The sequence below is a fragment of the Nocardioides ungokensis genome (assembly GCF_013466985.1).
Classification (GTDB): Bacteria; Actinomycetota; Actinomycetes; order Propionibacteriales; family Nocardioidaceae; genus Nocardioides; species Nocardioides ungokensis.
Map to the genome: position 1 here is coordinate 1,923,795 of NZ_CP059164.1, position 14,246 is coordinate 1,938,040.

16 protein-coding genes, 1 tRNA gene and 1 pseudogene are annotated in these 14,246 nt (G+C 73.3%); 9 read left to right on the forward strand and 9 right to left on the reverse strand.

Annotation, left to right across the window (positions count from 1 at the left end):
• Positions 1-9: 9 nt before the first annotated feature.
• The 6 genes and pseudogenes from H0S67_RS09485 to H0S67_RS09505 all read left to right on the forward strand — a co-directional run bounded on the left by H0S67_RS09485 (position 10) and on the right by H0S67_RS09505 (position 4,801).
• Positions 10-888: a deoxyguanosinetriphosphate triphosphohydrolase gene (locus H0S67_RS09485; protein ID WP_343050435.1), complete on the forward strand. Its 879-nt coding sequence runs from the start codon at positions 10-12 to the stop codon at positions 886-888.
• A 130-nt stretch (positions 889-1,018) separates the two neighbouring features.
• The gene (locus H0S67_RS27300) at positions 1,019-1,285 is read left to right on the forward strand and encodes a hypothetical protein (RefSeq protein ID WP_343050436.1); all 267 of its coding nucleotides are present in this window, start codon (positions 1,019-1,021) and stop codon (positions 1,283-1,285) included.
• A gap of 10 nt (positions 1,286-1,295) precedes the next feature.
• Positions 1,296-2,210 (forward strand): 2-hydroxyacid dehydrogenase, encoded by a 915-nt coding sequence (locus H0S67_RS09490; RefSeq protein WP_180936382.1) that lies wholly within the window; start codon positions 1,296-1,298, stop codon positions 2,208-2,210.
• Positions 2,211-2,260: 50 nt separating this feature from the next.
• A pseudogene (dnaG, locus tag H0S67_RS09495) lies at positions 2,261-4,149 on the forward strand (DNA primase).
• Positions 4,146-4,658, forward strand: a complete 513-nt coding sequence (locus H0S67_RS09500) for a hypothetical protein (protein ID WP_180936383.1) — start codon at positions 4,146-4,148, stop codon at positions 4,656-4,658. The pseudogene dnaG and the gene H0S67_RS09500 overlap by 4 nt, the downstream one beginning before the upstream one ends.
• A 67-nt stretch (positions 4,659-4,725) precedes the next feature.
• Positions 4,726-4,801 (forward strand) — tRNA-Asn (locus H0S67_RS09505).
• Positions 4,802-4,857: 56 nt separating this feature from the next.
• On the opposite strand, the gene H0S67_RS23400 is transcribed toward H0S67_RS09505, so the two are convergent.
• On the reverse strand, positions 4,858-5,298 hold the full coding sequence (locus H0S67_RS23400) for a D-(-)-3-hydroxybutyrate oligomer hydrolase (RefSeq protein WP_219635594.1): 441 nt from the start codon (positions 5,296-5,298) through the stop codon (positions 4,858-4,860).
• A 111-nt stretch (positions 5,299-5,409) separates the two neighbouring features.
• Positions 5,410-6,243, reverse strand: a complete 834-nt coding sequence (locus H0S67_RS23405) for a tannase/feruloyl esterase family alpha/beta hydrolase (protein WP_219635595.1) — start codon at positions 6,241-6,243, stop codon at positions 5,410-5,412.
• Between the two features lie 179 nt (positions 6,244-6,422).
• Between H0S67_RS23405 and H0S67_RS09515 the strand changes: the two genes are divergently transcribed.
• Positions 6,423-7,310 (forward strand): endonuclease/exonuclease/phosphatase family protein, encoded by an 888-nt coding sequence (locus H0S67_RS09515; protein ID WP_180936384.1) that lies wholly within the window; start codon positions 6,423-6,425, stop codon positions 7,308-7,310.
• A gap of 13 nt (positions 7,311-7,323) precedes the next feature.
• Here H0S67_RS09515 and H0S67_RS09520 read toward each other — a convergent pair whose 3' ends face one another.
• On the reverse strand, positions 7,324-8,076 hold the full coding sequence (locus H0S67_RS09520) for a PIG-L deacetylase family protein (protein WP_425489905.1): 753 nt from the start codon (positions 8,074-8,076) through the stop codon (positions 7,324-7,326).
• A gap of 63 nt (positions 8,077-8,139) precedes the next feature.
• Between H0S67_RS09520 and H0S67_RS09525 the strand changes: the two genes are divergently transcribed.
• Both H0S67_RS09525 and H0S67_RS09530 read left to right on the forward strand, forming a co-directional pair.
• Positions 8,140-9,165: an aminoglycoside phosphotransferase family protein gene (locus H0S67_RS09525; protein WP_180936385.1), complete on the forward strand. Its 1,026-nt coding sequence runs from the start codon at positions 8,140-8,142 to the stop codon at positions 9,163-9,165.
• Positions 9,166-9,175: 10 nt separating this feature from the next.
• Positions 9,176-9,544 carry a hypothetical protein gene (locus tag H0S67_RS09530; RefSeq protein ID WP_180936386.1) on the forward strand — a complete coding sequence of 123 codons (369 nt, stop codon included), beginning with the start codon at positions 9,176-9,178 and terminating at the stop codon, positions 9,542-9,544.
• On the opposite strand, the gene H0S67_RS09535 is transcribed toward H0S67_RS09530, so the two are convergent.
• From H0S67_RS09535 to H0S67_RS09560, 6 genes are all read right to left on the reverse strand, one after another.
• Positions 9,516-10,175, reverse strand: coding sequence for a hypothetical protein (locus tag H0S67_RS09535; RefSeq protein ID WP_219635596.1), 660 nt, complete (start codon positions 10,173-10,175; stop codon positions 9,516-9,518). The genes H0S67_RS09530 and H0S67_RS09535 overlap by 29 nt on opposite strands.
• 76 nt (positions 10,176-10,251) lie before the next feature.
• A complete protein-coding gene (locus H0S67_RS09540; RefSeq protein ID WP_180936387.1) occupies positions 10,252-11,064 on the reverse strand; it encodes a DUF72 domain-containing protein in 813 nt (270 codons plus the stop codon).
• Positions 10,950-12,434: an FAD:protein FMN transferase gene (locus H0S67_RS28050; RefSeq protein WP_425489907.1), complete on the reverse strand. Its 1,485-nt coding sequence runs from the start codon at positions 12,432-12,434 to the stop codon at positions 10,950-10,952. Before H0S67_RS28050 ends, H0S67_RS09540 begins: the two co-directional genes overlap by 115 nt.
• 4 nt (positions 12,435-12,438) lie before the next feature.
• Positions 12,439-13,176, reverse strand: a complete 738-nt coding sequence (locus tag H0S67_RS24870) for a ferric reductase-like transmembrane domain-containing protein (RefSeq protein ID WP_246355251.1) — start codon at positions 13,174-13,176, stop codon at positions 12,439-12,441.
• Positions 13,177-13,231: 55 nt separating this feature from the next.
• Positions 13,232-13,846 (reverse strand): ferric reductase-like transmembrane domain-containing protein, encoded by a 615-nt coding sequence (locus H0S67_RS24875; RefSeq protein WP_246355252.1) that lies wholly within the window; start codon positions 13,844-13,846, stop codon positions 13,232-13,234.
• Positions 13,843-14,115 carry a hypothetical protein gene (locus H0S67_RS09560; protein ID WP_180936388.1) on the reverse strand — a complete coding sequence of 91 codons (273 nt, stop codon included), beginning with the start codon at positions 14,113-14,115 and terminating at the stop codon, positions 13,843-13,845. The genes H0S67_RS24875 and H0S67_RS09560 overlap by 4 nt, the downstream gene beginning before the upstream one ends.
• Between the last annotated feature and the right edge of the window lie 131 nt (positions 14,116-14,246).

Consider the following 14,246-nt stretch of genomic DNA (forward strand, 5'->3'; position numbering starts at 1 on the left):
TCTCTCGCGATGAACTCCCTGGACCTCTACGACGCCGCCTCGCGCGAGCGCCTCGTCGACGAGCCGCCCAAGCGGGTGGACGCGCCCGAGCGCACGCCGTTCGAGCGTGACCGCGCCCGGGTGGTGCACGCGGCGGCCTCGCGCCGCCTCGCCGCCAAGACCCAGGTGGTCGGGCCGCAGAGCGACGACTTCACCCGCAACCGGCTGACCCACAGCCTCGAGGTGGCCCAGGTGGCCCGGGACATCTCCCGGGCGCTCGGCACCCACCCCGACATCGCGGAGACCGCGGCGCTGGCCCACGACCTGGGCCACCCGCCGTTCGGTCACAACGGCGAGCGGGTGCTGGCCGAGCTGAGCGAGGGCTGCGGCGGCTTCGAGGGCAACGCCCAGACGCTGCGGCTGCTGACCCGGCTGGAGGCGAAGACCTTCGACGGCGACGGCCGGTCCGTCGGGCTCAACCTGACCCGGGCCACCCTCGACGCCTGCACCAAGTACCCCTGGCCCCGCGCCCACGCGGAGGGTCCGACCGGGGTCCACGCCGACGGGCAGCCGCGGGTGGTGCGTAAGTTCGGCGTCTACGACGACGACAAGCCGGTGTTCGAGTGGCTGCGCGCCGGCGTCGACGGCACCCGCCGGTGCCTCGAGGCGCAGGTGATGGACCTCGCCGACGACGTCGCCTACTCCGTGCACGACATCGAGGACGGCGTGGTCGCCGGCCGCATCGACCTCACCACGCTCGACCGGGACGCGGTCTGGGAGACGGTGCGCGACTGGTACCTCCCCGACGCCTCCGACGACGACCTCGACGGCGCGCTGGCCGGCCTGCGGGAGCAGGGGAGCTGGCCGACCACGCCGTACGACGGTCCCGCCGCGGTGTGGCCGCGTTGAAGAACCTCACCAGCGCGACCTGATCGGGCGCTTCTGCGGGGCCGTCCAGCACGCCACGTTCGCGCACTCCGAGGGCCCCTTCGCCCGCTACGCCGCCGATCTCGTCGTCCCCGAGCGGACCCGGCTGGAGATGGCGGTGCTCAAGGGCGTCGCGGCCCGCTACGTGATGCAGGCCGACGACCGGGTCGCGATCATGGTGCGCCAGCGCGAGCTGGTGGCCGAGCTGGTCGCCCTGCTCGCCCACCGCGGCCCGGACGCCCTCGAGCGCCCCTTCGCCGACGACTGGCACGCCGCGGCCGACGACACCGCCCGGCTGCGGGTCGTCATCGACCAGGTCGCCTCGCTCACCGACGCCAGCGCCGTCGCCTGGCACGAGCGGCTGCGCACGCGTCGGTAGGCTCCGCGGGATGACCGACTCGCTCGTCTGGCTGCCGTTCGACCCCGACCTGCTCGGCGACCCGCCGGCGGGGCTGCGCTACGAGGTGGTCGACCCGACCGAGCACGTGCCCGACAGCGTGGCCGAGGTCGAGTTCTACGTGCCGCCGTACCAGGTCGGTCCTCGCGTCGGCGAGGTGCTGCCCCGCATGACCGGCCTCCGGGTCGTCCAGACGATGACCGCCGGCGTCGACAACGTCCGCGCCCACATCCCGCCCGGGGTCACCCTCTGCAACGGCCGGGGCATCCACGACACGTCGACCGCCGAGCTCGCGCTGACGTTGATCCTCTCCTCCCTGCGCGGCATCCCCGACTTCGTCCGTGCCCAGGACCGCGCGTCGTGGGAGCCGCAGTGGCGACCGGCGCTGGCGGACCGGCGGGTGCTGCTGGTCGGGTACGGCGCGATCGGCGAGGCCGTCGAGGCCAGGCTGCGGCCCTTCGAGGTCGAGGTCGTGCGGGTGGCGCGCACCGCGCGCGACGGTGTGCACCCCATCTCGGCGCTGCCCGACCTGCTGCCCGTGGCCGACGTGGTGGTCCTGGTGGTGCCGCTCACCGACGCGACCCGCGGCCTCGTCGACGCCGACTTCCTGGCCCGGATGAAGGACGACGCGCTGCTGGTCAACGTGGCCCGGGGTGCCGTAGTGGACACCGACGCGCTGGTCGCCGCGCTGGCGTCGGGGCGGATCCACGCCGCCATCGACGTGGCCGAGCCCGAGCCGATGCCGGCCGACCACCCGCTCTGGCGGGCGCCGAACCTGCTGGTCTCCCCGCACGTCGGCGGGGCCAGCAGCGCCATGTGGCCGCGAGCCCACCGGCTGGTCCGCGACCAGCTGCACCGGTACGCCGCGGGGGAGCCGCTGGCCAACGTGATGTCGGGGGAGTACTGACCTTGTGGAGCCCCGCCCCGGCGCTCGACCCGCGCCCGTAGACTCCGCACGTGGCCGGCCGGATTCGCGAGGAGAGCATCGCCGAGGTGCGCGAGAAGGCGCGCATCGACGAGGTCGTCTCCTCCTACGTCACCCTGCGCAACGCGGGTGGCGGGTCCCAGAAGGGCCTGTGCCCCTTCCACGACGAGAAGTCCCCGTCCTTCCACGTGACGCCGGCCCGCCAGTTCTGGCACTGCTTCGGCTGCGGCGAGGGCGGCGACGTCATCAACTTCCTGATGAAGATCGACGGGCTGACGTTCGTCGAGTCCGTGGAGCGGCTCGCGGACAAGTACGGCGTGCAGCTGCGCCGCGAGGAGGGTGACGTCCGCGAGGACCGTCCCAAGGGGCCCTCTCGCCAACGGCTGATCGAGGCCCACCGCGAGGCCCAGGAGTTCTACGCCGGCCACCTGGCCACGCCCGACGCCCTGGTGGCGCGGCAGTTCCTCTCCGACCGCGGCTTCGACCAGGCGGCTGCCGAGCAGTTCGGGATCGGTTTCTCCCCCCGCGAGGGTGAGGCGCTCTTCAAGCACCTGCGGGCCAAGGCCTTCAGCCAGGAGGAGCTCGTCGTCGGGGGACTGGTGGCCGTGGGCCGCTCGGCGTACGACCGCTTCCGGGGTCGGCTGATGTGGCCGATCCGCGACGCCACCGGCGACACCATCGGCTTCGGCGCCCGCCGGATCTTCGACGACGACCGGATCGAGGCGAAGTACCTCAACACCTCCGAGACGCCGATCTACAAGAAGAGCCAGGTGCTCTACGGCATCGACCTGGCCCGGCGCGAGATCGCCAGGTCCTCGCAGGCCGTGATCGTCGAGGGCTACACCGACGTGATGGCCTGCCACCTCTCCGGGGTCGGGACGGCGGTGGCCACCTGCGGCACCGCCTTCGGCGACGAGCACTCCCGGGTGCTGCGGCGCTTCCTCAACGACCACGAGGAGTTCCGCGGCGAGGTCATCTTCACGTTCGACGGCGACGCCGCCGGCCAGAAGGCCGCGCTGCGCGCCTTCGGTGGCGACCAGAACTTCGTCTCACAGACCTACGTCGCGGTGGAGCCGTCCGGGATGGACCCGTGCGACCTGCGGATCAAGAGCGGCGACGCGGCCGTGCGCGAGCTGGTCGCCCGCCGGGTGCCGCTCTACCGCTTCGTGCTGTCCAACGTGGTTGCGAAGTACGACCTCGACCGTGCCGACAGCCGCATCGACGCGCTGCGCGAGGCCGCCCGGCTGGTCTCGAGCATCCGGGACAAGTCCAAGGTCGACGCCTTCTCCCGCGAGCTCGCCGGGATGATCGGTGTCGATGTCGACGAGGCCCGGGCCGAGGTCCGCCGAGCTGCGAACCGTCCCGCGTCGCGCCAGGACCAGCGGCAGACGACGCGCAACCCGGAAGAGCCCGTGTCGGCCGCGCCGCGCAACCCGGTCCCCGACCTGCGGGACCCCCGCTTCAAGCTGGAGCGAGAGACCCTGAAGCTCGTCCTCCAGCACCGATGACGATCGGCCGGATCACCGGCGACGTCGGCCCCAACGACTTCACCCACCCGACCTACCGTGCCGTGTGGGAGCTGGTCGCGGCCGCGGGCGGACCGGGTGCGGGCGCGGGGGACCCGGGCTGGGCGACCAAGCTGCGCGACGCCGCCACCGACCCGGCGGCCTCCTCGGCGATCAGCGCGCTCGCGGTCGAGCCGATCCTGACCGCCAAGGAGCCGGACGCGTCGTACGTCGCGCTCCACGTCTTCCGCCTGCTCGAGCTGACCACGATGCGCCGGATCGCCGAGCTGAAGTCCCGGCTGCAGCGCACCAACCCGGTCGAGCACGCCACCGACTACAACCGGATGTTCGGGGAGCTCGCGGCGCTCGAGTCGCACCGGCGCAACCTGCGCGAGCGCACCGTGGGAGTCCAGTGAGGCTGCGTCCGTCCGGTGCGGGACGTCCCCGCCCACCGATCCGGGTTGCGGCCGGGGAGCGGGTCCTGGCGTGGGCCGTGGCCAATGCCGGGGAGGCGACCGAGGGCGTCGTCGCCGGCACCCGCGACGCGCTGTACGTCGGCCCGACCCGGGTCGCCTGGGAGCTCGTCGAGGCCGCCGACTGGGACCGGGACACCTCGGTGCTGCGGGTCCGCGAGGTCGGCAGCTGGGGCGAGCGCCGCCCCGAGCACCTGCTCACGATCGAGGAGCCGGGCCGGTTGCTGGAGCTGGTGCGGGAGCGGGTCACCGCGAGCGTCGTCCTGCAGCGACACGTGCCGATCGAGGGACGCCGCGGGCTGCGCGTGATCGCCCGCCGGGCACCCCGCGGGGACCGGCCGATCACCTGGGTCTACGAGTACGACGCCGGCATCGACCCCTCGGACCCGGAGGTGCAGCGGGTGGCCGACGAGGCGCTCGCGGCCGCCCGGGGCGAGGTCGGCGAGGTCTGAGCACCGACCGGCGAGCCCGATTTCCAGCTCCGCGGGAGACCTTGCTAATGTGTGCGCGCTGCACCGATCCCCTGTAGCTCAACTGGCAGAGCATTCGGCTGTTAACCGGAGGGTTGTTGGTTCGAGTCCAACCGGGGGAGCCAGCGAGAACGGGCCCGTCTCATCGCGAGACGGGCCCGTTCTGCATGTCCGGGGTCGTTCAGAGCCGGCAGCGGTTGGTCTCGTCGTACGACGCCGGCTCACGCGGGATGGTGGCGCTGTGCGGGGGCCGCCGCGACGACTCGACCCAGTCGGTGAGTCGCACGAAGGCTCGGCGGGCGCAGGGGAGGATCGGCCGGACCCGGTCGCCGTACTCGCCGTTCAGGCCGTCGACGTGGGTGCCGCCGACGATCCGGTAGTAGCGGTGCAGGCCGGTGCGGCCGTGGTGGCGGATCTCCCGGCGGTAGACGTCGGAGTCGGTGCGGATCGGCAGCAGCGCGTCGATGGTGCCGTGCAGGGTGATCATCGGCCGCTTGATGTCGCCGGTCAGCGCGACCTTCGCCAGCGCCTGGTGCGCCTGGGGACGCTGCCCGTAGTGGTAGTCGGCGTCGCAGTCGGGGGTCCCCGCTCTGGCAGAAGGGCGTGCCGGCCTCCTGCGCACCGTCGTACGACGGGTCGAGCTCCTCGCGGTAGAGCCGCTGGGTGAGGTCCCAGTAGACCGAGTAGTGGTAGTCCCAGGTGAACTCGGAGCCGCGCGCGAAGCCGGCGCGGATCATCCGCCGGTGGGCGGCCCTGTCGCCGGTCGCCTGGTACTTCGGGTAGTTGCGCAGCGCGACCGGCAGGTAGGTGAGCAGGTTGGGCGCCTTCGCCTGGTAGAGCGTGCCCCCCAGTCGACGCCGCCGTCGTAGAGGCCGGGCCGGTTCTCCAGCTGCCAGCGGACCAGGTAGCCGCCGTTGGAGATGCCGAAGAGGTAGGTGCGGGCGGGGACGCGGCCGTACCGCTGCGCCACGACCTGCCTGGTGGCCCGGGTCAGCTGGGTGACGCGGTGGTTCCACTCGGCGATCGCGTCGCCGGGCTCCTTGCCGTCCTTGTAGAACGAGCTGCCGTCGTTGCCCTTGTCGGTCATCGCGTAGGCGTAGCCGTGGGCGAGCAGCCAGTCGCTGAACAGGAAGTCACCGGCGTACTGGGTGCGGGTGCCGGGCGCACCGCTGACGACGAGTCGGCCGTTCCAGTGGTCGGGCAGCCGCACCACGAACTGCGAGTCGTGGTTCCACCCGTGGTGGGTGTTGCTGGTCGAGGTGTCGGGGAAGTAGCCGTCGACCTGGATCCCGGGCACCCCGCTGGGGTTGTGGGTGCCGGGCGCGTTGAGGCCGGCCCAGTCGGACGCGTCGGTGTGGTTGGTGGCCACGGTCGACGCGGTGGTCAGGTCGTCGAGGCAGTCGACCCGCTGCACCGGGGCACCGGGTACGTCGATCCGCGACTGGTGGACGCAGTGGCCGCCGCCCCGGGTCGGTGCCGGTGCGGCCCCCGACGGGGACGGTGCCACGGCGAGGGAGCCGAGCAGCGAGGTGAGCAGGACGAGGCCGGTCGTTCTTCCACGAGACATGGAGCCACCCTCGGCCGTGGTGGGCGTCACGGTCCATGTGGTCGTGGGCCACATCGGTGAGCCCGGATTGTGGCGGCCAGCCATGCGCGCCGAGGCCCCTGCGCGTTCTCCCACGCGGATGAGGTTCGTGACCTAGCCTTCCGGAGGCAGCCCGGGTCGGTTGCACGGGGGAGCAGTCGATGACGTTTCGCAGCACTGTGCGCCGCTGGTGCCTGCTGGTGACGACGCTCGCCGTCGTGCTCGTCGCGACGCCGCAGGCCGCGGGCGCCGGGACCGGTGACGGAGTGATCCGGCACGTCCACTCCTCGGGCCGGTTCGACGTGCCGCGGCGCCTGTTGGAGAAGGACCTCGACCGGTTCATGGCCGACTCCGACCTCGTGACCATGACCGAGGTCCACAACACCAGTCGCGCCTCGGCGCTCGAGGAGACCGGCTGGCAGCGGTTCTGGCGGTCCGGTGCCCACCGCGGCGAGTGCGGCATGAGCTGGCGGACCTCACGCTGGACGCTGGTCACCGGTGCGACGGCAAGGCTCACCCGCAAGACCTTCCGCACGGCCGGAAACGACAAGCGGAAGTCGGTCGGCTTCGCGGCCACCGTGGTGCTGCGCAGCGTGGCCTCCGGACGCACCGTCCTGGTGTCGGTCGCCCACATGCCCTCCAACGTCGAGCGGGCCGACGGCCGCGGCTGGTCGCACGACGCGCGGGACCGGGTGGCGGCGTACAAGGACGCCATCGCGGGGTGGAAGCGGCACGTCCGCGCGATGGTCGGGCAGCAGGCGCCCGACGTCGTCCTGGTGACCGGTGACTGGAACCTCGACCTCAAGCGGTCGTGGGTACGCCGCTGGCTGCGGGGCAAGTGGGACGACCTCGGCATCACGGACCTGGACTGGAAGGCGCCCTTCCCCCGTGGGGGGACGCTGGACGACCACCGGTACGGCCGGACCAGGAAGCGGCTGATCGACGCGACCCTGATGTCCGGGGCCTCCTACTCGTGGGCGGGGCACCTGCAGCACGACATCGCGTCCTCGGACCACAACCCCTACCGGGAGACCATCGCGCTCCCGTGAGCGGGCCGTGCGCCTACTCGCCCCAGCCCATGGGGAACACCTCGACGGTGGCTGCGAAGGCCACGCCGAGCCGTTGGCCGGATTGCCGGCCGAACCCCTCGAGGAACTCCCGCGGGTCGAAGTCCTTCCAGCCGAGGCCGTCGATGTAGGCCCGGTGAGCCTCGAGCGAGGCGACGCCGGCGTCGAAGGTGTCGGTGGTGTCGACGCCGTGGGTGGCGTTCGGGGAGCCGAACGCCCACACCGCCCGCACCCCGCCCCACGGCTCGAGCCCGTCGGTGAGCTGGTCGTTGAAGACCCACCGGTTGCCGGCGTCGCGGACCGCGTCGACCACGGCCCGGCCGACGGCGATGTGGTCGGCCTGGTTGAGGTTCCGCCCGCCCCAGGTGTCGCGGAAGTTGCCGGTGACGACGATGTCGGGACGGTGCCGCCTCACCACCTGGGCGATCGCGCGACGCAGCGGCACGCCGTACTCCAGGACGCCGTCGGGCAGCCCGAGGAACTCCACGACCGGCACCCCCACGACGCGCGCGGACTCGACCTGCTCGGCCTCACGCACCCGGCGGCACTCCTCGGGCTCCATCCCGTCGATGCCCGCCTCCCCGCTGGTCACCATGCAGTAGACGACCTCCTTGCCCTGGCCGGTCCAGCGGGCGATCGCCGCCGCCGCGCCGAACTCCATGTCGTCGGGGTGCGCGACCACGCACAGCGCGCGCTCCCAGTCCTCTGGCAGCGTCTCGAGCGGTTCGGGGTGAGGCATGTCGGTCATGACCAGAGCATGCACCCGGAAGGCGTTTGCGGGACAGGTCCCCGGAGGAGTTGGCTGGTCGCCATGCCCGTGCCCAGTCGCTTCGCCGGCCTGGACCGGCTGCCGTCCACCAGCGACCGCTGGCGCGGCGCGGGCTTCAGGGCCGAGCTGTCCGAGTGGATCAGCGGCGTCGTGGGGGCTCCGGCCCACCTCGAGCCGGTGAAGATCCGTCCCTGGGCGTGCGTGTGGCGGGCCGAGACGTCCGAGGGCGTGCACTTCGCCAAGCAGAACTGCCCGGCACAGGCCTACGAAGCGGCCCTGCTGGTCGAGCTGAACGCGCTGGCGCCCCACCACGTCGTCCCGCTCACCGCGGTGGACCTCGACCGCGGGCTGCTCCTCACGCCGGACCAGGGACCGGTGCTGGGGGAGTCGTCGCACGACGTCGACGCCTGGTGCCGGGTCGTGCAGGCCGGCGCGCAGCTCCAGCGCGAGGTCGCGCCGTACGCCGACCGGCTCGCCGCCGCGGGGCTGACCACGCTGGGGCCGGGTGACGCGGTGGCGTACGTCGAGCAGCTGCTCGCGGCGTTCGAGGAGCTGCCGCCCGACGACCGGCGGACGATGCCGGGGAAGGACCGGAGCGCCGTCCGGGCGGGGCTGGCCTCGGTGGCGGGGTGGGCGGCCGAGGTGGGTGCGCTCGGGCTGCCGGTCACGCTGGTCCACAACGACCTGCACGGCAACAACGTCTTCGACATCGACGGCGAGCTGCGGTTCTTCGACTTCGGCGACGCGATGCTGATGGAGCCGCTGGCGGCGCTGCTGATCCCGCTGGAGCTGCTCGCGTTCCGGCTGGACGCCCGCCCTGACGACCCGCGGCTGCGTCGCGTGGCCGACGCGGCCCTGGAGGTGTGGAGCGACCTGGCGCCCCCGGCCGAGCTGCGCGCCGCACTTCCGGCCGCGCTCCGGCTCGCCCGCCTCGGGCGGACCGAGACCTGGGTGCGCTGCACGGCGGCGCTGAACGACGCCGAGCTCGACGAGTGGGGCGGCGCGGCGGCCCGGTCGCTGGCCACCCTCCGTCGGGAAGCACCCGTGCGATTGGGGGGCACCTCCTAGCGTGGCAGCCATGACCTACCGACTGAGCCGCCTCATGTCCGCCGCCACCGCCTCCTACGGCGCCTTCGCCCTGGCCCGCCCCGGCCACCTGCCCGACGCGTTGCAGGCCGACAAGGAGGACCGCCCCGGGCTCGAGCTGCTGGCCGAGACCTACGGGGTGCGCGACCTGGCGATCAGCTCGCTCGGGATGTTCGCGCGCTCGGAGCGGACCGTGCGGGCGGCGATGATCCTGCGGATCGCGATGGACCTCGGCGACGCGGCGCTGCTGTCGACCAAGACCGACGACGAGGTCCGTCAGAAGGTCCTGGCGGTGACCCTGGGCTGGGCCGGGCTCAACACCCTCGCGCTCGTCATCGACTCGGCGCGCGCTCGGCGCTGACCGGCGGCGGGGTCGTGCCCACGACGCGCCACCAGCAGTCGGGGTCGAGCGGCGCGAAGCCGACCGCCCGGAGCGGGTCGGCCAGGAGCTCGTCGCGGCGCAGGCCGGCCAGCACCCGGAAGTCGATCGACCCCGGCTCGCTGACCAGGGCCAGCACCCGCCACAGCGAGCGGGCGTAGGTGTCCGCGAGCTGCGGTCCGTCCCACTCGTAGAGGCCGCGGTAGACGCCGTGCTCGTCGCGGGCCAGCCACAGCTTGGAGACCAGGCCCGGGAAGGCGACGAAGAACGGCGTGTGCAGCACGCTCTCGTGCTCGAACGCCGTGTGCCCGAGTCCGCGGACCCAGCGCAGGCGGAAGGCCACGACCAGCACGCTGGGATCGCTGGGCGCCGGACGGTCGACCCGGGTCTCGCGGTAGACCCGGCCCTGCGTCCCGTCGGCGAACCGGATGGTGCGGCCGACGTGCTCCGTGGGCTGCCAGACCCGGCGCCGCGCGAGCAGGATCGGTGTCGTCAGCACGCAGCGCGCCACGGACGGCCACGCGACTTCCGGCGGCAGCGGGCCCGGCGCCAGCGGCACCGGGCCGTGCCGAGGGCGCGCGGACGCGGGCTGGGGCACGGCGGGCGGGTTCATCCCTCCGATCCCATGCCCTGCCCGACCACGCGAACAGGGCCGTTGGTCCCCGGCGGCGGCCGGTGACCAGGTCCGGTCAGCCGACTCGGTCGATGAGGGCCATCGCGTCGTGCGGGGCGTACCCCTTGGCGTCGTTGTCGAAGTAGACGAACACGTCATCCTCGCGAGCCCAGTCCCGGCACCGCGCGGCCCAGGCGTCGAGTGCTGCGGGGGTGTAGCCGCTGGCGTAGAGCTCCTTGTCCCCGTGCAGGCGGACGTAGCGGAAGTCGCTGGTGTCCTCCTCGACCTTGGGCCAGCGGCCGGCGGTGTCGGCCAGCACGCAGGCGATCCCGTGCTCGCGCAGCAGGGCGGTCGCGTCGGGGGTGCGGAAGGTCGCGCTGCGGAACTCCAGGGCGTGGCGAAGCGGCCGGTCCTCCGGGGCTGCGGTGAGGGCTCGGTCCTCGGGCACCTTCGCGTCGTGCTGCCGGGCGAGCTCGGCAGCCTGGGCCGTGCTGCGGGGGAGCAGGGCGAAGAAGTCCGCCATCCGCTCCGGGTCCCAGGGCAGGTTCTCCGGCAGCTGCCACAGCAGCGGCCCCAGCTTCGGACCGAGGGCGAGCAGCCCGGAGGCGAAGAAGTTGGCCAGGGCCGTCTCCACGCCCCGGAGCTTCTTCAGGTGCGTGATGAAGCGCCCGCCCTTGACCGAGAACACGAAGTCGTCGGGCGTCTGGTCGCGCCACGCGGCGTACGACGTGGGGCGCTGGAGGGAGTAGAACGAGCCGTTGATCTCGATGGAGGTCAGGTGCGAGGCGGCGTACTCGAGCTCGCGGCGGTGGGCGAGTCCGGTCGGGTAGAAGTCGCCCCGCCAGCCGGGGTAGGTCCAGCCGGAGATCCCGACCCGGATGCGTCCCATGGCCCAGACACTAGATCGTCGGTGACCAGCGTCGTGGTGCCGTCGGCCCACACCACCAGGCCGCGGCGGCCCGGCCGGGTGCGCAGCCAGCGGGCGGCTTCCGGGCCCAGGGCGTACGCCGCGGTGGCGTCGATGTCGGCCCAGGTCAGGGTGTCGGCCACCACCGTCACCGAGGCGACCCCCTCGGGCGTGCGACCGGTGCGACCGTCGACGAGGTGGCTGCCGCGGTGGGCCGTGCCGGAAGTCGCGACCGCGCCGTTGTGGACGGGGACCACCGCGATGATCCGGGTCGGGTCGTGCGGGTCCTCGATGCCGACCCGCCACGGCTCGGCGTCGGCGTCCCGCGTCCGGCAGACCATGTCGCCGCCGGCGGAGAGGCAGAAGTCGGTGTCCTCGAGGGCGTCCAGCGCCCGGGCTGCGCGCTCGACCGCCCAGCCCTTGACCACGCCGCTGGGGTCGAGGCGGGCGCGGCCGTCGGCGCCGGCCAGGCGGATCCGGAACGCGCCGCCGGACCCGCGCTCGGCACGGTCGCCGAGCCCGAGCACCTCGAGCACCTCCGGCGGGCAGTCGGCCGGCTCGACCTCGCCACGGTCGAGCCGGGAGATGACCGAGTCCTCGCGGTAGGTGCTGAACACCCGGTCGACGTCGTGCAGCGCGGTCATCACCTCGGCCCAGGCGTCGCGCCCGGCATCGTCGTCGGCGTGCCGGCCCCGCAGCGCGAGGCTGATGGGCATCCCCATCACGTGCTCGACGTAGCGCTGGACCGGCCGGCTCACAGGCCCGCCTGGTCCAGCGCGCTCTGCAGGGACTGGACGTAGCCGGTGCTGGTCACCGTCGCGCCGCTCACCATGTCGATCTGGGCACTCTGGGCGTTCAGCGTGTTCTGCCAGGATCGGCAGCGCGTAGGAGTTGATCTGGTCGTCCTGCGGGTTGCCGCTGGGCTGCTGGAGCACCGACACGTCGGTGATGGTGCCGCCCTTGATCGTCAGCTGGACCTGGACCGGTCCCCACTGGGTCTGCGCGACGCCGCCGGTGACGGTCGTGGTCGTGGGCTGGGCGGGGGTGCCGTTGCCGCTCCCGGAGCCGGCGCTGGTGCCGGAGCCGTTGCCGCCGCCACCGCCGTTCCCGTTCCCGTTGCCGGCGGCGCCGGTCCCGGACTTGCCCGAGCCTGAGCCGCCGTTGCCGCCGTTGCCGCCGTTCCCACCCGAGCCGCCCTGGCCCGAGGTCTGGGTGGAGGCGCCGGGCTGCGCGGAGGAGGTGATCACGGTCCCCGAGGTCGTGGCCATCGAGCCGGAGGTGGAGGTGTGGTAGCCGAAGAGCAGCACCACCACGGTGATCGTGCTGAGGAACCACAGCAGGTTTCGTTTCATCGGGTCACCACCGGAAGGTCTCGACGTGGAAGTGCTCGGGCGGGAGGCCGGCGGCCTCGCAGGTGCGGCGGACGCTCTCGGTCCACTCGGCCGGCCCGCAGACGTAGACGTCGCGCTCGGCGATGTCCGGGATCCACCAGGTCAGCGCCGTGAGGTCGTCGGCGGTGCCGACCCCGGACCCGAGCCAGGAGTCGCGGGCGCGGCGCGGGCCGGGGAGGTAGAGCGTCTGGAGGCCACGCTCGTGCTCCAGGGCGGTCAGCTCGTGCTCGAAGAGCGGGTGGTCGCGGAAGCGCTGGACCAGCACCGCGTCGCCGGGCGCGTACTCGAGTCCCTCGGCCAGCGCGCGCAGCGGGGTCACCCCGACGCCGGAGCCGATCAGCGCGACCCGGTGCCGCTGGCGGGCGCGGGGGCTGAGCCGGCCGTAGGGACCCTCGACGAGGACGCGCGTGCCGGGTCGCAGGTACGCCAGGTCCGAGCTGCCGTCGCCCGCCTCCTTGACCGTGATCCGCAGGCTGCGCCCGTCCGGGGCTGCGGACAGTGAGTAGGGGTTGGCGCGGGTCCAGCCGTGCCGGCCCAGGAAGCGCCAGGTGAGGAACTGCCCCGCCTCCACCGGCAGGCGGTGCAGGCCGCGGCCGGTCACGTAGACCGACACGATGCCGGGGGCCTCGTGGACCACCGACGTCACCCGAAGCAGGTGCCGGGCGCTGCGCCAGAGCGGGAGGAGGACCCGCCACAGCAGCACCGCGGCGGCGGTGGCACCCCAGGCGGTCCACAGAACACGGTCGCCGAGCGTGAGGTCAGGAACTGCTGCCGGTCCAGAGCTGGTGGGGCAGGGCCAGCCCGACGCCGAGGTAGGCGTAGAGGTGCAGCAGGTGCCACGACTCGTAGCGCAGCCGGGACCGCGCCACCTTGACGCTGGTGACGACCACGAGCACCAGGCAGACGGTGCCGGCGGCCGCGAGCAGCATGCCCGGATAGGTGGTGGTGAGGTTCCACAGGGTCGACGGGGTCGCGCCGAGGCCGCCACCGGCGTACCCCCAGGTGATCAGGACGATGTGGGCGAGCATCAGGTTGAACGAGGTGAACCCGACGATCCGGTGCTGCCGTGCCAGCCGGTCCTGGCCGAAGGCGCGCTCCAGCAGCGGGAGGCGGGCCATCAGCAGCACCTGGACCAGCAACAGGTCGGCGGCGACCAGGCCGGTGAGGCGGCCGGTCGACGTGAGGCCGCTGGCCCAGCCACCGAGGTCCTGGATGCCGCGGTCGGCGACCCACCAGTAGGTCACCAGCAGCAGGCTCAGCCACAGCGCGGAGCCCGCGGCCGACCGGACCAGGGCGTCGACCCGCGCCCGGCGGAACCGGGGATGGCGGTGCGCCGGGACGGTCGGCGACAGGGTGCCCGAGGCCGCCGTCATGAGGCGTCGGCCACGTCGGTGCCCTCGCCCTCGCCGTCACCCGACGAGTGGCCCGAGAAACCCTGGTGCCCGTTGCTGGGGGTGACCGGTGTGGTCACCTGTCCGCTCTGCCCGCCCTGCGGGGGAGTGGGGGCACTGTTGCCGACCACGAAGCCGCCCACGAGACCCGTGACGGTCAGTCCGAGTGCGGCACCGGCCACGTTGGCCCGGTTGCGCTGCCACCGGGAGGCCCGCCGCGCCGGGGGCGCGTCGTACGGCGTCGGGGTCATGGGACGGGACCACGGAGGCAGGGTTCCCGCGCCAGCCTGCGGGCTGGCCGCCGGTTCCCATCGGGATCCGCTGCGGGGCTGCTGGTCGTTCACGGTGCCTCCTCGGTCGGTGCACCCATGGTGGCCCGCCG